The sequence below is a fragment of the Ruegeria sp. BHSA123 genome, from assembly GCF_059613425.1.
The window spans coordinates 56,364-75,845 of record NZ_JBXWSL010000012.1 but is presented as its reverse complement, the minus strand read 5'-3'; the positions used below and the strand labels follow the sequence as shown (position 1 = coordinate 75,845).

The 19,482-nt window shown below is 55.8% G+C and carries 21 protein-coding genes; 12 read left to right on the top strand and 9 right to left on the bottom strand.

Annotated features, from left to right (window positions below):
- Positions 1-139: 139 nt before the first annotated feature.
- Complete coding sequence (locus AC2FNC_RS09175) at positions 140-856, bottom strand: GlxA family transcriptional regulator (protein WP_496715132.1); 717 nt, start codon at positions 854-856, stop codon at positions 140-142.
- 123 nt (positions 857-979) lie between these two features.
- Between AC2FNC_RS09175 and AC2FNC_RS09170 the strand changes: the two genes are divergently transcribed.
- The 6 genes from AC2FNC_RS09170 (at position 980) to AC2FNC_RS09145 (ending at position 5,458) form a co-directional block, all read left to right on the top strand.
- Complete coding sequence (locus tag AC2FNC_RS09170; protein ID WP_496715131.1) at positions 980-1,699, top strand: CoA transferase; 720 nt, start codon at positions 980-982, stop codon at positions 1,697-1,699.
- A complete protein-coding gene (locus AC2FNC_RS09165) occupies positions 1,674-1,931 on the top strand; it encodes a hypothetical protein (protein ID WP_496715130.1) in 258 nt (85 codons plus the stop codon). The genes AC2FNC_RS09170 and AC2FNC_RS09165 overlap by 26 nt, the downstream gene beginning before the upstream one ends.
- Positions 1,928-2,248, top strand: coding sequence for a hypothetical protein (locus tag AC2FNC_RS09160; RefSeq protein WP_496715129.1), 321 nt, complete (start codon positions 1,928-1,930; stop codon positions 2,246-2,248). The genes AC2FNC_RS09165 and AC2FNC_RS09160 overlap by 4 nt, the downstream gene beginning before the upstream one ends.
- Positions 2,249-2,252: 4 nt before the next feature.
- The gene (locus AC2FNC_RS09155) at positions 2,253-2,504 is read left to right on the top strand and encodes a hypothetical protein (RefSeq protein WP_496715128.1); all 252 of its coding nucleotides are present in this window, start codon (positions 2,253-2,255) and stop codon (positions 2,502-2,504) included.
- A 6-nt stretch (positions 2,505-2,510) separates the two neighbouring features.
- Positions 2,511-3,881 carry a N,N-dimethylformamidase beta subunit family domain-containing protein gene (locus tag AC2FNC_RS09150; RefSeq protein ID WP_496715127.1) on the top strand — a complete coding sequence of 457 codons (1,371 nt, stop codon included), beginning with the start codon at positions 2,511-2,513 and terminating at the stop codon, positions 3,879-3,881.
- A 230-nt stretch (positions 3,882-4,111) separates the two neighbouring features.
- Positions 4,112-5,458, top strand: a complete 1,347-nt coding sequence (locus AC2FNC_RS09145; RefSeq protein WP_480519333.1) for an adenylate/guanylate cyclase domain-containing protein — start codon at positions 4,112-4,114, stop codon at positions 5,456-5,458.
- Positions 5,459-5,608: 150 nt separating this feature from the next.
- Here AC2FNC_RS09145 and AC2FNC_RS09140 read toward each other — a convergent pair whose 3' ends face one another.
- From AC2FNC_RS09140 to AC2FNC_RS09115, 6 genes are all read right to left on the bottom strand, one after another.
- On the bottom strand, positions 5,609-6,268 hold the full coding sequence (locus AC2FNC_RS09140; RefSeq protein ID WP_480554799.1) for a DUF2461 domain-containing protein: 660 nt from the start codon (positions 6,266-6,268) through the stop codon (positions 5,609-5,611).
- A 12-nt stretch (positions 6,269-6,280) separates the two neighbouring features.
- On the bottom strand, positions 6,281-6,619 hold the full coding sequence (locus AC2FNC_RS09135) for a TfoX/Sxy family protein (RefSeq protein WP_480623469.1): 339 nt from the start codon (positions 6,617-6,619) through the stop codon (positions 6,281-6,283).
- 5 nt (positions 6,620-6,624) lie between these two features.
- A complete protein-coding gene (locus AC2FNC_RS09130; protein WP_496715125.1) occupies positions 6,625-6,846 on the bottom strand; it encodes an MAPEG family protein in 222 nt (73 codons plus the stop codon).
- A gap of 24 nt (positions 6,847-6,870) precedes the next feature.
- Entirely contained in the window at positions 6,871-7,257 is a 387-nt protein-coding gene (locus AC2FNC_RS09125) for a VOC family protein (protein ID WP_480554796.1), read from the bottom strand.
- Positions 7,258-7,325: 68 nt separating this feature from the next.
- Entirely contained in the window at positions 7,326-8,561 is a 1,236-nt protein-coding gene (locus tag AC2FNC_RS09120) for an RNA polymerase sigma factor (protein WP_480554794.1), read from the bottom strand.
- A gap of 3 nt (positions 8,562-8,564) precedes the next feature.
- Positions 8,565-8,936: a YciI family protein gene (locus AC2FNC_RS09115; protein ID WP_480519345.1), complete on the bottom strand. Its 372-nt coding sequence runs from the start codon at positions 8,934-8,936 to the stop codon at positions 8,565-8,567.
- Between the two features lie 210 nt (positions 8,937-9,146).
- On the opposite strand from AC2FNC_RS09115, the gene AC2FNC_RS09110 reads away from it, so the two are divergent.
- Entirely contained in the window at positions 9,147-11,387 is a 2,241-nt protein-coding gene (locus AC2FNC_RS09110; RefSeq protein ID WP_480920981.1) for an adenylate/guanylate cyclase domain-containing protein, read from the top strand.
- Between the two features lie 99 nt (positions 11,388-11,486).
- Here AC2FNC_RS09110 and AC2FNC_RS09105 read toward each other — a convergent pair whose 3' ends face one another.
- Positions 11,487-12,392, bottom strand: a complete 906-nt coding sequence (locus AC2FNC_RS09105) for a LysR substrate-binding domain-containing protein (RefSeq protein ID WP_480473983.1) — start codon at positions 12,390-12,392, stop codon at positions 11,487-11,489.
- A 178-nt stretch (positions 12,393-12,570) separates the two neighbouring features.
- Here AC2FNC_RS09105 and ugpB point away from each other — a divergent pair, with 178 nt between their 5' ends.
- The 5 genes from ugpB to AC2FNC_RS09080 all read left to right on the top strand — a co-directional run bounded on the left by ugpB (position 12,571) and on the right by AC2FNC_RS09080 (position 17,677).
- A complete protein-coding gene (ugpB, locus tag AC2FNC_RS09100) occupies positions 12,571-13,881 on the top strand; it encodes a sn-glycerol-3-phosphate ABC transporter substrate-binding protein UgpB (protein ID WP_496715124.1) in 1,311 nt (436 codons plus the stop codon).
- A 63-nt stretch (positions 13,882-13,944) separates the two neighbouring features.
- Positions 13,945-14,826 (top strand): sn-glycerol-3-phosphate ABC transporter permease UgpA, encoded by an 882-nt coding sequence (ugpA, locus tag AC2FNC_RS09095; protein WP_209505975.1) that lies wholly within the window; start codon positions 13,945-13,947, stop codon positions 14,824-14,826.
- Between the two features lie 20 nt (positions 14,827-14,846).
- Entirely contained in the window at positions 14,847-15,683 is an 837-nt protein-coding gene (ugpE, locus tag AC2FNC_RS09090; protein ID WP_267365578.1) for a sn-glycerol-3-phosphate ABC transporter permease UgpE, read from the top strand.
- Positions 15,684-15,686: 3 nt separating this feature from the next.
- Positions 15,687-16,742: a sn-glycerol-3-phosphate ABC transporter ATP-binding protein UgpC gene (ugpC, locus tag AC2FNC_RS09085; RefSeq protein WP_480624180.1), complete on the top strand. Its 1,056-nt coding sequence runs from the start codon at positions 15,687-15,689 to the stop codon at positions 16,740-16,742.
- Positions 16,742-17,677, top strand: coding sequence for a glycerophosphodiester phosphodiesterase family protein (locus AC2FNC_RS09080; RefSeq protein WP_480554787.1), 936 nt, complete (start codon positions 16,742-16,744; stop codon positions 17,675-17,677). Before ugpC ends, AC2FNC_RS09080 begins: the two co-directional genes overlap by 1 nt.
- 73 nt (positions 17,678-17,750) lie before the next feature.
- Here the strand turns inward: AC2FNC_RS09080 and AC2FNC_RS09075 are convergent, their stop codons facing one another.
- Complete coding sequence (locus tag AC2FNC_RS09075) at positions 17,751-19,436, bottom strand: tryptophan halogenase family protein (protein WP_496715123.1); 1,686 nt, start codon at positions 19,434-19,436, stop codon at positions 17,751-17,753.
- Positions 19,437-19,482 lie beyond the last annotated feature (46 nt).

Sequence of the window (19,482 nt, the reverse complement as noted above, 5' to 3'; positions counted from 1 at the left end):
GTTCAAGGGGCGATGTCATAATGCCTCTGGGACGATTGATTTATTCATATGTGACCGAATACCCCGGCCGCCGATCAGCTGTTAGAATCCCCTTCTCCCGCTTCGAAAACTTGCACGCGTCGTTTGGCAGAACCTTCAATCATCCACCTCTTCCGGGCCACATCTTTGGATCGTGTGGGGAGTTTTTTTTCCGCAGGCTGCGGATAAGAGTGGTCGTATTCGCAAAACCGCAACGCAGAGCGATTTCCCCAGGCGCAAGATCGCTGTAGAGAAACATTTCGCGGGCGCGTGCCAGTCGTATAAGCAGATAATACCGCCCCGGTGTTGTCTGAAGCTCCGTCCAGAACAGACGGCGCAAGGAGCGTTCGGACATATGAACCTGTTTTGCAAGGGCAGAGACCGGCTGCGGTGTTTCGAGTGCTCCGGACACCAATGCGACAATCCGTTTGAGTTTTGGCGTCACCGCTGACGACAGCGCCTGATCTGGATAAGAGGCACCATGCCGCCTGGAATTGTCATGCAGGAACATCGCCGCGGCGTCAAAGGCAACTGATGGGCCAAACCTGCTCCGGATAAAGTGCGGCATCAGGTCTAGGGCCGCTGCGGCGCTGCTGCATGTCCAGAAACGGCCATCCTGAACATAACGGTCAAAGAGGACATGGGTTTCGGGAAACTCCTCTGCAAACTCCTCAAGAAGCTGCCGGTGTAACGTCGCCTTCCGGTGGTTCAGAAACCCGCCCCGCGCCAGCACCGATGCTCCTGTATCCGCTGCAATCACGGTTGCGCCCTGCATCAGCGGGCCAAGGCTCCGGCCACGGCGCAGCGCAGCACTGCCGAATGGCTGGCCGACGACCATGCAGTCACTTCGGGGCTGGTGGCCGTACTTGATGACCCCCGCCACGGGCGGATGCGTCAGATGGGCAATGTGGCTTGGCTGGCCGACGATCCGGGTGTGATGACCAAAACCGCTGGCCCTTAAGTGGATGGATATCGCAGCGAGCTTGCCCGTGTTTTCGCGGAACCAACCCGAAATTTCAGCGTTGGAGAAGGGCAAGGCGATTGGCTTGATGGGCTCAAGGTTCTGGATCTGACCAACGTCATCGCCGGGCCGACCATCGGGTCGACATTGGCCCGTTTTGGGGCGCAGGTCACACTGGTACAGCCGGTACGACCTTCGGTCGATCCGTGGAACGCGGTGTTTTTTGGCCTGCATGCTCAGCGCGGCAAGAAGAGCATCTTGCTCGATCTGCGTTCGGAGGGCGGGCAGCACGTTTTTTGGCAAATGGTCGCTGAAGCAGACGTAATCACAATGAACGGAACAGACCAGCAACGAGAAAGCTTGGGGCTGAGTGAAGCCCGGCTGACCGAGGTTAACCCGCGTCTCATCGTTGTGCAGCTTGATGCCTGGGGCGGGCCGCGTCGGGGACCAAAATCGGATCATCTGGGTTATGACGATCTCGCACAGGCCGCGACCGGCGCGATGACCCGCTTTGGCGGCGGGCCGGAAACGCCCGAGGAACACGCCCATTTTGGCACGATTGATGCATTGACGGGGCATTGCGCCTGCGTGGCGCTGGGCGCCGCGCTGGAGCGGCTTAGAATGACAGGCAAGGGTGGCATCGCCCGCGCGTCGCTAGCCGCCGCAAGAGAGTTGATTCAAGCGCAGTTCATGTATGATTTCGACACGCGCGCCGTTTGACGAACCTTCGGGGCGTAAAACGCTTGGTTGGGGGCCGTTCTATCGCTGCTATGCCGCGTCCGACGGCTGGATGTTCTTAGCCGCACCGACCGAGCGTCACGCCGCCTTGGCACGCGTGCCTGACCTGTCCGAACTTGCCGGCTTGGACGATACTGATCTGGACTCTGCTCTGTCCGAGCGTTTCGCGCAAAAACCAGTGCTCAGGCTTTCGCTGGGAGCTCGGTGGGTGTGACCCGCCTCGGTTCGCTGCACGACACCCGCGACGCGGGCCTTCAAGCTGAAAGCGCAGGCGCTATCGACATCCGCAATGCAACCTTCCGCGCCGTGCGACATGACCGGCACCCGATGGGGCGCTGGGTTGATCTGGTTGCCCCCAATGCGGTGCGACCGCAGAATGCCAGGATAACCTTGCCCGGCCCGGCGCCAAAATACGGACAAGACAAGCGCGAAATCCTTGCGCGTCTGGGTTATGGTGACACCGAGATACATAGTATGATCGAAAAAGCCGTGGCAGCTGAGAGCTGGTCGGAAAAATATCTGCCGGAATAGACACATGACCCAAAACAAGTTCGGACCGGCAATCACGCCACGCACCCGCGCCAAGGCGCGCCATATCCTAGATCATTATTACATCGGCCCGTCCCGAAATGCTGCGGTTCTCGAGATCTGGGGATATACCCCAAAGATGAGCTATGCCCCCGGAGATCGCGTGGTACTTCATGTGTCGACCACGGCGCGTGAATGGGATCTTGAGATCGGTCGCGACGGGCTGGTCTATCAACCACTCCTGACCGAGACGGGCTAGCCGGGGGTGTATCACCCCACGCCGGAGGATTGCTCGGTCAAGGGTTGTGGCTGGCCCGAGGCCTATGGTTTTTGCATTCCCGAAGACTGGGCGCCTGGCGGCTACCTTGTCACCTTCCGCGCCCGCAGTGGCGACGAGATGGTCGAAGAGCATCACATCATCCTTGTAAGAAGCGCCCCTGATGCCACGCCATCACTCTATGTTCTGGTTTGTGCCACCGGCACATGGCTGGCTTATAACTGCTGGGGCGGCTCGAACCATTACGAAGGCATCACCGGTCCCGAAGGTAACGCCTTTTCCCCGGTTCTTTCGACCCAGCGACCCTGGTCGCGCGGGTTTTGCAGGCTGCCTGAAGGCGCCCCGCGGGCGCTGCGGGAAAAGCTGACCAGACCGGGCGAAATGGTGCGCTACCCCTATATGGAATGGGCTTACGCTTATGGCTATTCCAAGAAATACGCCTCGGCTGGGTGGGCCAGCTATGAACGCCATTTCGCCCGTTGGGCCGAGGGGGAAGGCTATGATTTCGACGTGATCGCGCTGCATGATCTTGAGCACGACCCGAAGCTGCTTGGCCAGTATGCCTGTGCCGTGTTTGTCGGCCATGACGAAAACTGGAGCGCGATTATGCGTGATGCTGTTGACGCCTATGTCGATGGCGGTGGCAACGTTGCACGGTTTGCCGGAAACTTCCTGTGGCAGACCCGGATCGAAGACGAGGGTCACACGCAGATCTGTTACAAGTATATCGCGGATCAGGACCCGCTTATGGGCACCGAACAAGAGCACCTCGTCTCGGGTGCCTTCGAGGTCGCACCAGTTGACCGCCCGGGTGCCTTGACATTCGGAGTTAACGCTCTGCGCGGTGTTTACGCCGGTCTTGGGAATTGCGTTGGCGGCGGCGCAGGCGGCTTTACGGTCTACCGCCCCGACCATTGGGCATTTGACGGAGTCGGGGTCGGCTATGGCGACATTTTAGGCGCGCACGCCCGGATTTTTGGCTATGAGGTCGATGGTCTGGATTACCGTTTCGAAGACGGTCTGCCATTTCCCACCTGTACCGACGGCGCTGTTCCAGAGATCGAGATACTTGCCATGGGGCTTGCCACCAATATCGAGGCAGATCACGGGGTCTGGGGTGAAACGCTCTACATCGGTGCCGACGATGCGCGGTTCAAGGCGCAGGTGCTGTTCGGCGAAGTCACGCCCGAGACGCTCGACACCTGTAAACGTGGCAATGGGATGATCATCTCGTGGCGTCGCGGCAAGGGTCAGATCTTTACAGCCGCAACCTGCGAATGGGTTGCCGGGCTGATCCGCCGGGACGAGCAGGTAGAACAGATCACCCGCAATGTGCTCGACAGGTTGGGAAAGGGTTAGGTTAAGTGCTCAAATGAAGGTTGGGGCGTATTGCCTTTCCAAAGAATTACTTGTTTCGCGGATACATGACCTTCACGTTTACTACCGGCAAGTGATGCGGTGACTAACAACTCGATCAGACGAGAGACGATCAGCAAATTTAAGCCCAAGCCGAACTGGTTTTTTCAGGTTTCACCACACAACAGGAATGGCTTAGCGAATTAGCAAAGGCCGTTTAAGATATCCGGCAAATGTCCGATACCGTACAAACCAGAATACAATCGCGCAGCAATGTGGCGTTCGCCGAAGAAGAGCGTCAAGGGACATTGCTGGCAGCTAAAGTCCGAACACTTGCATTGGCCGTTGTTCTTCTTTGGCAGGCGATCGACAGCCCGGAAACAGGACCGGCTTATTACTTCAATCTTCTGGAAATTTTTTTCTTTATTTTACTGGGAGGTTTGCAGTTTGTCGCTGCCTACACGCGTCGCGGCGGGCGTGGTCTTCCGTATGTGTTCGTTACGTTAGATTGTGTTTCGCTTGCAGCCGTTTTTACCTTGGGATCACCATATATCGACAGCCCCTTGCCACCCGCCATAGCGATGGACACGGCGCGGTTTTTGTTTTTCTTCCTATTTCTGATGCAGACATCTTTCAGTTTTCGGCCTTCCCTTGTGGTTTGGTGCGGTGTCAGCATCATTGTGTCCCGCCTCGGGATGTGGGCATGGTTTCTGAGTCAGCCTGACGTACGCAGTAACTTGGAGTTGACCGAGCAATCCGTTGAAGCCTGGCTTGCCGGGGCAAGAGACTTGAACTTTCTGTTTCTTGGCTATGCAGCCATAGAATTGATGGTCGTGCTGATCGTGTCTGCCGGGCTTGCAATCGTCGTCGCGCGCTCTCGCAGGCTGGTTCAGAATTTCATTTCGACCGAAAGAAAGCGAGCCAGCCTGGCGAGGTATTTTTCACCCAACGTGCTTGACGAATTGAGCAGTCTGGAAGCCGGAATTGCGGCTGGTAGGCAACAAAACGTTGCCGTGTTATTCGCGGACATAATGGGGTTTGCGAAGCTTTGCGAGAACGCGACTGCCGACGAGGTGATCGAACTTTTACGAGACTACCATGATCGGTTGGGTAAATCGGTATTCGATAACTCTGGCACTTTGGACAAGTATATCGGCGACGGTCTTATGGCCACGTTTGGCACTCCAACGCCCAGTGCACACGACCCTGCCAATGCGTTGAACTGCGCATTCGAGATGATAGAAGCGTTGGACAAATGGAACGCAGAAAGAGAGTTGTCCGGGAAGGAACCGGTGCGTGTGGGAATCGGGCTGCATTGGGGATCGGTTGTAGCTGGCGACATAGGCAACGAGCGGCGACTGGAATACGGCGTGATTGGGGACAATGTGAATGTCGCAAGCAGGATCGAGCACCTGACCAGAGAACTGAACACGCAATTGGTCGTGAGCCACGATTTGGTGCAGGCCATCGGGCACAACGATGCAATCCCAAACTTAAGCCGGTTGACTGACGCCGGAGAACAAAAAATCCGGGGGCGCGCCGCTCTGGTTAAGGTTTGGGTTTATCCGGCAAGCCGATGACATCTCAGCGCGACAGCATCGCGACAGTTGAGCTCGCATTTATTTCCGAGCTCACTTGTAGACGGTGATCCTATCAAGGCATTGGGCGATTGAGACCGGCACGGCAGTGAGGCCTGTCAAACCTCCGCCCCCCCGTAAACCAGGCAGGGGTTACTCGATCCGAGAAAGCAATTGGAAAACCGGCAAGAGTTGCCCAAAAACACCTTTCGTTCGTTCAATGAGGTTTGGTTCGATAGCTAAGGCAGGATTGCTCAAATCTGTCCAGACGGTAAAGCCTTTGCGGCGCAATGCCTCTTCATTTGGATGATCTTTGTCGAAACCGGAGGGAACACGTTTCAATTCAGGATCCCCGACCCGGAAACCACGCTTTCGCATCTCAGCGGCAAGCTGTATCACCTCTGCCCCATTGGGGCCTGCCATCTCTGTTCGGAAGGCATCCAACGCTTCCTTTTCGTACTGAAACACCCCGCAGCCAAGCGCCAGATCATCGGGTGAGAGACCGAAGAACCACATCGGCGGCTGATCCGCACTCCCGTCTGGAATAAACGCAATATGCAGGTGTGCGTTGTAAGGTGTTTTGTCCTTGGAAAATCGGACATCCCGATGAATACGAAAAATCTTGCTGCTATGGGTCTGGCCGGTCAGATCACGCAAGGCATCCGCCATGTCATTCGCGAACTGCGTGCCTGCCTGCTTCAAATGGGTCTCGTAAGTTGATTTGTTGGCTGCAAACCATTCCTTCGTGTTATTGGCCCGCAAATCCCTGAGAAAACCAAGCGCTTCGGGTGAGAAACTTTCAAACTGAGCCATTGCTTTCTCCGTTCAGTCTTTCGCGGGAAGGGCCGCGGCGTGTTCGAGACAAAGGTGTAACCAGCGCAGCAAAGCGGCGTCATCGCAATCACTCTCATCCACGCGGATAAAACCACCCAGCTTGCGTGCACCGTGAATCACTTCTTGAGCCGCAGGGTCCGCCAGCGCAATGCTTTCGTTGTCCTTGCCCACCCGGAACATGAAACGGCCCAGCCCGTCGTTATGCCGCCGCGCCCCGCACAGCATGTTGCCGTTCAAGAAAAAGCAATTGCCACCCATCATACGCTTTTCTGAAATGCCCACATGCGCGGCCAAAGCGTCACGAATGCGTGCGTTGAGGGATTCATCCACCGGCATCAGCTGGATGCCTCAAGCTGCCGGTGGATTGATGGCGTGAACGGAATATAATCGACGAAGTTTCCATGTGACCGCATTACGCGCACGAACCTGTCGCCCCCATCCCATAGCGGATGGGCAACCGTCCTGAATCGACGCAGGTCAACAGCAATCGCCAGTGGAACGGTTACCCAGTCTAATAACGCTGCAACAACCTGCACAATGTGCGAATTTTGTTCCATCTGCGCCCTCCTTTCAGACAGTTCTCAGGGTCTCATGCTTTCATACGTGATCAATGCAAAGCGGGCACCTTGGGGGTCGTTCAGCGTGGCCATGCGCCCGACACCCGGCATATCCATCGCGGGTTGAAGAACGGTGGCGCCTTTGGCTTCGGCCTTTGCAACACTCGCATCCACATCGGCCACTGTGAAGAAGACCGTCCAGCTTCCACGCGCCTCTGGCATTGGTGAAAAGCCTCCGATAGCGGTCTCGCCCACAACTGCAGCTGAATAACTGGACCCATCCTGCATTGGCATATCGCTGATCGTCCAGCCCAGCACATCCTGGTAAAAGGACTTGGCTTTGCTCTGATCCGGCCCGGAATGCCCGATCCATCCTGAATTTCCGACAGCCGTCATCTCAAGTATACTCATGGGTACCTCCGTTGGTTACGCCCGCCACATGCGGGTCTGACCCAAGGACGTATGAGGAGTGTGTGTTCCTACAGGCCCTCCAATTCTTTTTGACTGATTTTGATTTTTTCTTTGATCACGTCACATTCCAACGCGGTGGGGGAAAGCGCCAACACGGTTTCAAAGGCGGAAATGGCGTCGTTATGATCCCCCGCTTCTTGCAAAAGGCCACCTCGCATCGCGTGAAACCAACGATAGTTGGACAACTCCTGTGACAGCGGATTCATTGCTTTCAATGCATAGTGTGGGCCGTATAGCTTGGCCTTTGCGGCAATCTGGTTGAGCCGGATCACCGGTGTCGGTTGTAATGCGTAAAGGGCAGCATAGTGACTTTCGATCAACGCCCAGTTGGTTTCTTTCGATGAGGCGGAACAGGCATGTGCCGCTGCGATTGCAGCCTGGATGATATATACCCCGCGGTGGCCAGTCCGCTGGGCTTTTTGCAACAGCGATGTAGCCTCAGCGATATTCGAGCGATCCCAAAGATCGCGGTTCTGATCGTCGAGTGCGACAAGCTTGCCTTCCACGTCAATCCGGGCCCGGCGCCGGGCGTGTTGAAACAACAATAGCGCCAGCAATGCGGCCTGCTCGCCCATTGCAGGGAACAATGCGACAAGAAGGCGGGCAAGCCGGATGGCTTCTTTACACAGCGTGAGCTTGATTTGCTGTGGCCCGGCCGAGGTCGACCACCCTTCGCTGAACATCAGATAAACCATTGTCGAGACTTCGCCCAACCGGGCTTGCCTCTCTGCCGGGCTTGGCGTTTCAAAGGCGACCGGGTTATTTGCGATCTTCTTTTTGGCGCGGGTAATGCGCTGCTCCATGGTTTTGGATTTGACCAGAAATCCGCTGGCGATCTCATCGACACTCAGCCCCACGACCACCCGCAAAGCAATGGCGATCTGATCCCGCCGATCCAGTTCCGGATGACAGCAGATGAACAGCAAGCGCAGGACATCGTCCCGCATCTCGTCTGGGTCGGGTGTGTCCGCCGGCATCGGTTGAAACTCCTCTGCGTGGCGCGACAAGATTGCCGTGCGCCGCCGGGATTTGCGTAATTCGTCCAGACCCGCATTCCGGGCCGTGGCCAGAAGCCATGCCAATGGATCACGAGGCGCCCCGTCCTGGGGCCAAACTGCCAAGGCTTTCAGGCAGGCGTCGGCAAAGGCCTCCTCTGCGGTGTCCAAATCCCGAAAAACCCGCGTCAGGGCAGCAATGGCGCGCGGGCGTTGTTCAGCAAATGTGGCCTCGAGCCAATCTGACATGATCTATTCCGACGATATGGCACCCCCGGCCCAGGCCACAGGCCGAACTTCCAGCCGAGCGACCGGTGAAGAGATCAGTTTTGCATGTTCCAACGCTTCCTCAAGGTCTTTGAAGTCAGCGGCGTAAAACCCAAGGAAGTTTTCCTTGGTCTCGGAAAACGGGCCATCGGTGATCAGGGGGGCAGCGCGCTCAGACGTGGCCGGTTCGACCATTACCGCTGACGTTGGCGGCATCAGTTTTATCGACACGAACTCTCCGCGTTCCGACAATACTGCTTGCAGGGCGCGATGGCCTGACATCACTTCGTCCTGGCGATCTTTCGGCAATGCCTCGAACACGCCCGGTTCCCCATAAATTGTGATTGCGTAAATCATTCTCGCCTCCTTGCGTTGGTCGCATAGTGCAAGGACGCGCGACGCCATGCAAATCCGACAACGACCAGAACCGACAAAATTGCCCAGGCCGCTTTTGTCTGAAATCCCAGCGGCCCGGGCTTCCATTTCCATCCAGATAACAGGTCGGGGGTTTTCAATAACCGGAGCAAAACCGGTACCTTGAAAACCGGTTCCCAGAAAAATGTCCAAATGGTAGGCTGCGAGACTATGGAAAGCCGGCCAAATCGTCGATTAGCAGCCATCTTAGCCGCCGATATCGCAGGCTATTCAAGATTGGTTGGCTTGGATGAAGAAGGCACCATCGACAAGCTGCGCCGGATCCGCGCTGAAGTCATCGAGCCCTTGATCGCCGGGTATTCAGGGCGCATTGCGAACACAGCCGGTGATAGTTTTCTGATCGAATTCCCCAGCGCAGTCGATGCGGTTCGCGCGGCAGTCGAGATACAGGCCGAACTGTCGAAAAGAAACTCGGATACCGAACCCGACCGCGCAATTGTTTTTCGGATCGGTTTGAATGTCGGCGATGTCGTCTCGAACGCCGACGACATCCTGGGTGATGGTGTCAACGTGGCCGCACGGCTTGAGGCGCTGGCAGAACCTGGGGGGATTATCGCCTCGCAGGCGATTGTCGGATACGCGCGCAACAAGGTGCCCTTCGCCTTTACGCCAATTGGCCCGCAATCCGTCAAGAATATCGCGGACCCCATTGAGGCGTTCCGCGTCGAAACAGATGCGTTGACCCCGGCGGTAAAGCAAAAAACGAAGAAAGCGCCGCGTTTAATGAAGCTAGCTGCAATCCTGATCGTGTTGGGCGCGACCGGGTATATCGGGACAAAGACATGGGAAAAGGGTCAGTTGCGCGCTTCTGAAGCACAGATGGCTTACCCTCTGCCGGACCTGCCCTCGATCGCCGTGCTTCCCTTGACGAATTTCACCAGCGACGCGTCCAACAAGATGTTGATAGATGGCGTTTCCGAGGATCTGATAACGGACTTGTCCCGCATATCAGGGTTATTTGTCATCGCCGGAAACACATCCTTTGCATTTCAGGACCGCGACATTGATGTGGCAGGTTTTGCCGAGAAACTGGGCGTTCGCTATGTCGTTGATGGAAGCCTTAGACGCAGCCGAGAGGGTTTTCGGGTCAACATCCGCCTGACGGACACGTTGAACGGCAGATTGATCTGGGCGGAACGTTTCGACGGTGAAATCGATGAGATCTTCGACCTGCAAAACAACATTGTACTGGCGATTGCGCGCGAGTTGGATGTCCCGCTCGACACGCAAAGCCGGATTGCTATCGAAAGCATAGAGACTGAAAAGATTGAGGCGCGCGAAGCGTTCCAGCGCGGATGGGCGCTTTATTCACGCTTCAATGAACAGGACAATCTGGCCGCAATTCCGCATTTTGAGCGGGCTGTCGAGCTGGACCCGAATTATGCGCGCGCCTGGGCGATGTTAGCTATGGTACATTTGCGACCGCACATCTTCCACCACTGGTCAGGCTTTGCGAATGCTGAAGAACAGATGCATATCGGGCTGTTCTATAAATACTACCGTGAACTGACGCATCAGGACACCTCGCTTATCCACGTCATCAGGGCAATTGTCGCTCTCAACCTTCCGGACTGGGACAGCGCCGAGGGTGTAAGTCGGGGAACAGAAGAAGCGAGACAAGAAGCCGCGAAAGCCATTGCCCTGCAACCAAGCGACCCCGAAGCGCATGTGACAATGGGATGGGCCTTGATCGCGGGTGGCGAGCCAGAAGAAGGGCTGGCATTTGTACAGGCTGCAATGCGCCTCGACCCGGAATACCCCAGCCACTACGCGCTATTTCAAGGTGCTGCGCTGTTTGCGATGAATGATCTGAAAGGTGCAGAGGCCGTTATTAGGTCCGAGTTGGACCGAAACCCGCAGGCAGTTGAGTTGATGCCATTTGCAGCGTCGGTTCTGGCCTTGAATGGCGATCGAAGCAGCGCGCGTGCAATGATCGAACAATGGCAGAATGGAAAAAACGAGAAGGTTCTGGGCGAAGCGGTGCGCGATTACTTCTTTATCGTGCGATGGATCGGCGAGCATCAGCATTTGAACAATCGCTTGAAAAACGGCCTTCAATTGGCCGCGCTTCCGCCGAGCACGACAGTTGCGAGCCTCAAAGCTGATCTGATGCGCGGAGATGCCAAGGAACAACGTGACGCGGCTCAGTCTTTGGCGCTCTTTGGAGCTGACGCAGCCCCAGCCGTTCCGGAACTGATCATGCTGTTGGGCAGCCCTTCGGTTTTTGTCAGAAAAGAAGCCGCCAACGCATTGGGTGAAATCGGCGGGAAAGCATTCCCCGCTTTGCCTGCATTGGAAGCAGCCGCAGACGGGTCTTTGTCGGGTAGATTTGCCGCCCGAGCCATTGAACAGATACGCGGAGCCTCACAATAACGACGACTTTGGGCGTATTCGATCCCTTGGCTCCTGCTTTTTCTGGAGAGTGTTGGCTGGAAACGCGGGCAGGTATCCTTCGTCCCGGTGACCGCAGCCTCACGCAAGTGTTCTGAACGCATTCAGGCTTTCGCTGAAATGCTCGATGAACTCCAGTGTTATCAAAGACGGCTGCTTCAAAACCGGGCGTACCAGCGAAAGCGTATGCGGCAAGAACGGCTTGAATGGCCTGTAGCTTAGCCCCCGGTCTGTGTAATGGACAGCGTCCAGCTCGCTGACAATTGAAACACCGACGCCTTTTATCGCCAATTCACATGCCGCCGTGAATTGCCGGACCTCGATATGCGAGTTGAGTGTAACATTGGCCTGCTGAAATGCCTTCGAAAGCCGTCCGAAAAAGTCGCTATCGCGCCGCGTATGTATGATGCTCTCATCTGCAAGATCGGAAGGCGTCACCTCCGAGAGGTTCTCAAGTGCGTGATTTTTCGGGAACACGCAAACCGTGCGCACATCGACATTTCTGCTTTCGACTCCAGGATGACCGTTAAAGCCATCGGTGATTCCAAAGTCATATTGTTCGCCGACCATCCATTCCAAAATCCGTTCCGGCCTGTCCGGTTCGATCGTCATAGTAACACCTGGCCGGTCTTTCAGAAAACTTGCCACAACATCCGGCAGATGGCTGGTGGCAAAACCGGGAAGGCAGGCGACGCGGATATGCCCGGCTTTTCGCTGTGTGATATTCTGACTGGCGTCTGATATCTGCTTCATCAATTCCAGAACACGATCCACGCTGGGTTGCAGATAGCGAACTTCCTGGGTTGGCACCAATCGCCCTTTGCGGCGATCAAAAAGTTGAAATCCAAACGATTTTTCAAGATCCGAAAGCAACCTGCTAACAGCTGGTTGGCTTATCCCCAAATCGGCGGCAGCTGCTGTGACCGAACCATTGGTGGTCACCGCCATGAGCGCTTCCAGTTGCCGAATTCTCAAAGTTTGTCTCATTCCAGACCCGGTGCTGCTTGTACATTCAATGTGTATAACACCGTATTATGATTTTTGCCAAAAAATAGGGCTTGAATTATATTTCTTTAGCGGTAACGTCGTGAAATCGTCATGTGTGTCGAATACGCGTTGAAGTCGGTACTCAACGAAGCATCGAACCTGATGCATGGGAGGAATCATGAAAAAGAATTTGCTTGGCGCTCTTGCCGTTACAACTGCCTTGTCCCCCTTGGCGGCAATGGCACAAACCGAAGTTCAATTCTGGCATGCCTTCACCGGCCGCCTTGGCGAACTTGTCAAAGCGCAGGTTGAAGAGTTCAACGCCAGTCAGGATGAGTTTGTCGTGGTCGAAAGCCACAAGGGCAACTACTCGGAAACCCTGAACGCTGGTATTGCCGCTTTCCGCGCAGGTGAACAGCCACATATCCTGATGGTTTTCGAAGTCGGTACCGCAACGATGATGTCGGCAAAAGGCGCGATCAAGCCGGTCTACAAAGTCATGGCCGAAAGTGGCGCGTCTTTTGATCCCGATGCCTATATCGGTGCGGTGAAAGGTTATTACACCACCACCGACGGAGATATGTTGTCGCTTCCGTTCAACTCTTCCACGCCGGTCTTGTGGGTCAACCGCGATGCCATGCAGGCGGCGGGTGTTGATCCTGACACTGACCTGTCGACTTGGGAAAAAGTTGGTGATGTGCTGGAGCAACTCAAAGCCGGAGGCGAGGACTGCCCGCTGGTGACGGCGTGGCAAAGCTGGATCCACCTGGAAAACCTGTCTGCCTATCACAACGTTCCGTTTGCATCGCAGGACAATGGTTTTGCCGGTCTGGATACAGAACTGATGCTGAACGGCCCGGTACAGGTCGCGCACCTGAGCGCCATGGGCGACTGGGCAAAGGATGGGGAATTCATCTATACCGGTCGTAGAAATGAAGGCGGCGCAAACTTCCGGGCCGGTGAGTGTGCCTTGTTCACCGAAAGCTCGGCCGGGTATGCCGGGATAAAAGCCGAGGCCGAGTTCGACTTTGATGTGCGCCCGCTGCCGTATTGGGAAGCGGTCACAAGCGAGCCGCAGAATACCATCATCGGCGGTGCATCCCTTTGGGTGATGGAAGGTCATGATCCGGAAGAATATAAAGGCGTTGGCGAGTTCTTGAGCTTCTTGTCTTCGTCTGACGTTCAGGCGGCATGGCACCAGAATACCGGGTATCTTCCGATTACCGCGGAAGCCGGTGAAGCGACCAGTGCGGCCGGTTTCTATGATGAAAACCCGGGCACCGATATCGCTGTGATCCAGATGACCGCGAAAGAGCCGACAGCAAACTCGAAAGGTCTGCGTCTGGGGTCGTTCGATCAAATCCGCGGTATCATCGATGAGGAGCTTGAGGCCATCTGGTCCGGTGAGAAAACCGCCCAGGAAGCCATGGACAGCGCAAAAGAACGCGGTGACGCGCTTCTGCGCAGGTTCGAATCGGCAAATCAATAAACCTCTGAAATCCGGTGCGGGCTCGGCAGAGCCCGCATCCACTTTTCTCGGCGGGTCATCAGGATGGAAAAACGCGTCACTTTTCGCGGCTGGCTGTTGCCATTGGCGCTGATCGCCCCACAGGTCGTCATTTCAGCCGTATTCTTCTTCTATCCCGCTGCACAAGCTGTATGGCAGTCGCTGTTCATCCCAGATCCGTTCGGGTTGTCGTCCAAGTTCGTCGGTCTGGGCAATTTTGAATTTCTGCTGAGCGACAAGTTTTATCGCGCATCCTTTGTAACCACGGCGGTGTTTTCGACGCTTGTTACGCTCTGCTCCATGATCCCGGCCCTGTTTCTGGCAGTCATTGCAGATCGGCTGATCAAAGGATCCGGAGCTTATCGGACTCTGTTGATTTGGCCTTATGCAGTCGCACCGGCGGTTGCGGGTGTACTCTGGCTGTTCATGTTCAACACGCGCGTCGGTGTCGTGTCGTGGTATCTTGGACAGCTGGGCTATGACTGGAACCACGTCTTGAATGGCACCGAAGCGATGGGGCTTGTGGTTGTCGCTTCGGCCTGGGGGCGCATCAGTTATAACTTTTTGTTCTTCTTCGCCGCACTCCAGTCGGTTCCGAGGTCGGTCATCGAGGCCGCCGCGATCGATGGCGCACGATTCTGGCGCAGGTTTTTCACGATTGTCCTGCCGTTGCTGTCACCTACAGCGTTCTTCCTGCTTGTTGTGAATGTGGTTTACGCGTTCTTTGAAACTTTTGGCGTAATCCACACAATCACCGGCGGCGGGCCGCAGCAGGCCACGACCATACTGGTCTACAAGGTCTTTTCAGACGGGTTCGTCGGTCAGGATCTGGGCTCGTCTTCGGCGCAATCGGTCATTTTGCTAATTGTCGTCGGCCTGCTGACCGTCATTCAGTTCAAATACGTGGAAAAGAGGGTGCATTACTGATGGCAGCCCAGCAGCACGGAATGGTCGAAAAGCGCGGAGCGGGTATCTGGCTGACGCATGCCCTGATGATCCTTGGCGTTCTGGTCATCTTCTTTCCGATCTGGCTGGCGTTTGTCGCCTCAACCGTTACCCAGCCGGAAGTTGTATCACCACCCATGCCGCTTTTGCCGGGTGATCAGTTCTGGGAGAACTACAAGGCAGCCCTGTTTTCCGGCGTGAATGTCCCCGTCGCAACGATGCTGTTCAACAGCCTTGTGATGGCCATCGGGATTGCAGTGGGCAAGATCGTCATTTCACTGCTGTCGGCATTTGCAATCGTCTATTTTCGTTTTCCCGGTCGAACAACGTTCTTTTGGCTGATCTTTCTGACCCTTATGCTGCCGGTCGAAGTGCGGATCGTACCGACATTTGAGGTCGTGGCCGGGTTCGGAATGCTCAATAGCTACTACGGGCTGATCTTTCCCCTGATCGCCTCGGCCACGGCGACCTTCCTGTTCCGTCAGTTCTTTCTGACAATTCCGGACGAGCTGGCCGAAGCTGCGCGTGTGGATGGTGCCCGGCCAATGCGGTTTTTCATCGACATCGTCGTTCCGATGAGCCGGACAAACATTGCGGCACTGTTCGTCATCCTGTTTATCTATGGGTGGAACCAGTATCTGTGGCCGCTGCTTATCACCACCGACCCTGAAATGAACACCATTGTGATGGGCATCAAGCAGATGTTCCCGTCTGGCGATGATGTGGCAGATTGGCCGGTCATCATGGCGACCTCCATTCTGGCAATGATCCCGCCAGTCATCGTGGTGGTGTCAATGCAAAAGCTTTTTGTCCGCGGCCTTGTCGATAGCGAGAAATAAGAAATGGCAACAGTAACTCTGGAGAATGTCAAAAAGAGCTTTGGCCCGACAGATGTCATACATGGCATCGACATCCAAATCGAAGATGGCGAGTTCATTGTCATCGTCGGCCCTTCGGGTTGTGGGAAATCCACGCTGCTGCGGATGGTGGCAGGGCTTGAGACCGTGACCTCGGGTGAAATCCGGATTGGTGAGGAACGGGCCAACGAAAAAGAGCCGATGGATCGCGACATTGCCATGGTGTTCCAGAACTATGCGCTCTACCCGCATATGTCGGTCCGGCAGAACATGGGCTATGGCCTGAAGATTGCAGGGTTGCCCAAGGCCCAGATCGATCAAAAAGTGACCGAGGCGGCCAGGCTATTGCAGCTTGAACCATTGCTGGACCGCAAACCCAGACAATTGTCAGGCGGCCAACGTCAGAGGGTGGCTATGGGTCGCGCGATTGTCCGTGAACCTGCGGTCTTCCTGTTTGACGAGCCTCTTTCGAACCTGGACGCCAAGCTTCGCGTGCAGATGCGGCTTGAGATTCGTGAGCTCCAGGAAAAACTGGGGATCACGTCGCTTTATGTAACACACGATCAGGTTGAAGCCATGACAATGGCCGACAGGATGATCGTCATGAACGGCGGTATCGCCGAACAGGTTGGCACACCGCTAGAGGTATACGAAACACCAAGAACCCTGTTTGCGGCGCAGTTCATCGGCAGCCCCGCGATGAATGTCTTTGAAGCCCGACGCGAAAACGGAACCGCCATGATTGGTGAGGTCGCGGTTGGTTCGTCGCCGGGCCCTGATACTGCCTTTAAACTGGGGGTACGACCCGAGCATCTATTGCTGGATGACAATGGCCCGATTGAGGCCATGATTCAGATGGCAGAGCCATTGGGGGCAAACACGCTGTTGCACGGTCAACTGTCCGGCTCGGGCGATCCGATCACGATCAGCCTTCCGGGTGTGCATCCGATTGAAGGCCGACATCCGAACATGCGGTTTTCTGTGTCCTCAAACCATTTGCATCTGTTTGACCGATCTACCGGTGAAAGGCTGGAAGGCTGATGGCATTCCCTCAGGTCGAGGCTTTCCGGGGGGGCGACAACCTGATCCGCATCGTAGGCCACCGGGGTGCGCGAGGTGTGTTGCCTGAAAACAGCATGATTGGCTTCGACTTTCCGCTCTCCATTGGCGTGCCGCTTCTGGAGTTTGATGTTGTCCTCACGGCTGACGACATCCCTGTCATAACCCATAATCACCGGCTGCACGCCCCCAGTTTTCGCGATGTTGACGGCCAGTTTCTGACCGGGGAAGAGCCGAAGGTTTCAACCCTGACGTTCGAGCAGATTCAGAAGTTCGATGTTGGGCGGTTGGATGGGAATTCTGCCTATGGTCGGCGTTTTCCTGATCAGGCACAAATGGATGGCGTTCGCGTTCCAAGGCTGCTTGACCTGCTGGATCTAGTGAGTGACCCCCAACATAGCGATGCCTGTCTGATGCTCGAGCTGAAGTCGGACCCCGATTTGGCTCATGACGCGCGCTACAGAGAGAAGTTTGTCCGCCTTGTCCTGCAAGAGGTCCGTTCCAGGGCCCTGTCGTCGCGCGCCGTGCTGCACAGTTTCGACTGGAATCTGTTGGAAGAATGTCAGCGGCAAGCGCCTGATATGCCATCTTCTTATCTGACCCAACTTCCCGAAAACGCCGAGGATGTAGGGGAGGATTCTTCAAAAGCAGTCTGCCCGGATTTTCGAGGCCGCAAAGGCGAAATTCCGCTATTGGTCAAGCAAGCGGGCGGCTCACTGTGGTGCCCGTATTATGCAGATGTAACTGCCGAAAACGTCGAACTGGCCAAGGATTTGGGCCTTTGCGTTGCGGTTTGGACGGTCAATGACCCTGTAGACATTGCCAAGATGATCGACCTGCGTGTGGATGCCATTGTTTCTGATTATCCGGGTCGGGTTCAAAGACACTTGTCTGACCGGGGTATGAGCTGGCGTTAAACCGCCCTGAAGGCCGGGGCTGAATGCCTCGCCCTTCAGTTTATCAAATTTCCTTCGTAAGGGCAGAGAACCGCTAGAACAGTTGCAAATCCTTCGCGCCGCTTTGGATTTCAGCAAAGTTCGGCATGTTCTGGATCGTAACAGGTGCGGGATTCGTGCCCGGCATCGCAACCGTCGGTTTCGCCACGTTCGCCATTCCAAAGACCGGTTTTTCCAGCTCACCCCGGATATCGCGCAGCAGCGTTTTATGATCCGGCATCACTTTGACGATCTGCGCAAGATCCTCTTTCGCACGCTGCATGCCCTGGAACCAGATCACCTTCTTCAACGGCCGCAAACGATCTCGGATGCCGGTACCGTAACCCGTATCATAGACCTGTTTGCCCAACAGAACCGTCTGGTACACGCGATGATCAAACAGCGTGGCAAATTCCACATCGTGATCCATCGGCAGACGGTGCTGCCACAATTCCAGATTCTCGGCCAGCCGATCCGGTATCTTCATCTCTGTTCGCGCGTCGATCCAATACGGGTCATCCTTTCGGTTACCCAATCGGTAATGCAGGCAGATGAATTCCAGAACCTCGTTATAAAGCTTATCCATCTGCCGGTTGTATCTTGCCCGCAGCGACGGGGCGACGTCGCGCGTCGGCAAGTGTTCTGCAAACCAGCGTACTGCGTGGTCAATCATGTGGATCGCGGTACTTTCCAACGGCTCGATAAACCCGCCGGACAGACCGATTGCCACACAATTCTTGACCCAGGCATTGCGCACGCGCCCGACGCGCATCGGGATAATCCGCGGCGTCAAACCCTTACCGCTGTCACCCAGCCATTCAAGATATTCGTCTGCCGCCTGATCATCCGTTCGATGCGCCGAGGAGAACACATAGCCCGTACCCACACGATTGTAGAGCGGTACCCGCCACGTCCACCCCGCGCCCAGCGCGGTCGACCGCGTGAGGCTTTCGATCTTGTTAGGATTGCGGTGTTCAACCTGCAACGCCATGGCGCGATCATTGGGCAAATAGTCCGAATAATCCAAGAACGGCTCGCCCAGCGCCTGATTGATGATCAGGCCGCGGAACCCGGTGCAATCGATGACCATTTCGATGTCATGACGTCCTGCCCGCTCCAGCATCAGATGGCTGACGTTGCCCTGTTCATCCAGCTCGACTTTCTGTACCTCGTCCTGGATATGCTCGACGCCGCGCTTGGTGCAGACCGTGGTAAGCATGCCCGCAAACTTCACGGCATCCAGATGATAGGCATAGCCAAAACGCTGTTCAAACTCGGGCTGACCCAGCTGCCGCGCGCCTTTGCACAGACGGCCCAGATGATCGTGGGGCGAAATGGACTGTGTAAAGTCCCGCTCTCCATTGCCAAAGCGCAGGAAATACTCGGCGGCGTCCAACCCTTCCAGCATCTGGCCATGGGCAAAGGGGTTCACGTAATCGATGCGTTTTCCTTTGGGGTCCTTGTTCCAGTTGCAGAACTTCACGCCCAGTTTGAAGGACGCGTTCGTCTCGCGAAAAAAATCCCGTTCGGAAATGCCCGCCTGACGGAGCGTGACCGGCATGCGCGGCACCGTAGCCTCACCCACACCCACGGTCGAAATATTAGGGCTTTCGATCAGGCAGATATGTGGCCGGTCCGCTGTTGATGAAGTGCGTGAAAACACCATGTCCAGGATCAACGCGGTCATCCAGCCTGCCGTGCCGCCACCTACGATGGTGATCTTGCGCAAACGATTGTTCATATTCTTCTATCCCCATTGGTTTTGAGGACTATATCAAGTTTCCGAC

Excerpts from the sequence above, each read along its gene's own strand:
- AC2FNC_RS09175 (WP_496715132.1), bottom strand. The coding sequence starts at position 856 with ATGGTCGTCGGCCAGCCATTCGGCAGTGCTGCGCTGCGCCGTGGCCGG.
- AC2FNC_RS09165 (WP_496715130.1), top strand. The coding sequence starts at position 1,674 with ATGATTTCGACACGCGCGCCGTTTGACGAACCTTCGGGGCGTAAAACG.
- AC2FNC_RS09155 (WP_496715128.1), top strand. The coding sequence starts at position 2,253 with ATGACCCAAAACAAGTTCGGACCGGCAATCACGCCACGCACCCGCGCC.
- AC2FNC_RS09145 (WP_480519333.1), top strand. The coding sequence starts at position 4,112 with ATGTCCGATACCGTACAAACCAGAATACAATCGCGCAGCAATGTGGCG.
- AC2FNC_RS09140 (WP_480554799.1), bottom strand. The coding sequence starts at position 6,268 with ATGGCTCAGTTTGAAAGTTTCTCACCCGAAGCGCTTGGTTTTCTCAGG.
- AC2FNC_RS09130 (WP_496715125.1), bottom strand. The coding sequence starts at position 6,846 with ATGGAACAAAATTCGCACATTGTGCAGGTTGTTGCAGCGTTATTAGAC.
- AC2FNC_RS09125 (WP_480554796.1), bottom strand. The coding sequence starts at position 7,257 with ATGAGTATACTTGAGATGACGGCTGTCGGAAATTCAGGATGGATCGGG.
- AC2FNC_RS09120 (WP_480554794.1), bottom strand. The coding sequence starts at position 8,561 with ATGTCAGATTGGCTCGAGGCCACATTTGCTGAACAACGCCCGCGCGCC.
- AC2FNC_RS09115 (WP_480519345.1), bottom strand. The coding sequence starts at position 8,936 with ATGATTTACGCAATCACAATTTATGGGGAACCGGGCGTGTTCGAGGCA.
- AC2FNC_RS09110 (WP_480920981.1), top strand. The coding sequence starts at position 9,147 with ATGGTAGGCTGCGAGACTATGGAAAGCCGGCCAAATCGTCGATTAGCA.
- AC2FNC_RS09105 (WP_480473983.1), bottom strand. The coding sequence starts at position 12,392 with ATGAGACAAACTTTGAGAATTCGGCAACTGGAAGCGCTCATGGCGGTG.
- ugpB (WP_496715124.1), top strand. The coding sequence starts at position 12,571 with ATGAAAAAGAATTTGCTTGGCGCTCTTGCCGTTACAACTGCCTTGTCC.
- ugpA (WP_209505975.1), top strand. The coding sequence starts at position 13,945 with ATGGAAAAACGCGTCACTTTTCGCGGCTGGCTGTTGCCATTGGCGCTG.
- ugpE (WP_267365578.1), top strand. The coding sequence starts at position 14,847 with ATGGTCGAAAAGCGCGGAGCGGGTATCTGGCTGACGCATGCCCTGATG.
- ugpC (WP_480624180.1), top strand. The coding sequence starts at position 15,687 with ATGGCAACAGTAACTCTGGAGAATGTCAAAAAGAGCTTTGGCCCGACA.
- AC2FNC_RS09080 (WP_480554787.1), top strand. The coding sequence starts at position 16,742 with ATGGCATTCCCTCAGGTCGAGGCTTTCCGGGGGGGCGACAACCTGATC.
- AC2FNC_RS09075 (WP_496715123.1), bottom strand. The coding sequence starts at position 19,436 with ATGAACAATCGTTTGCGCAAGATCACCATCGTAGGTGGCGGCACGGCA.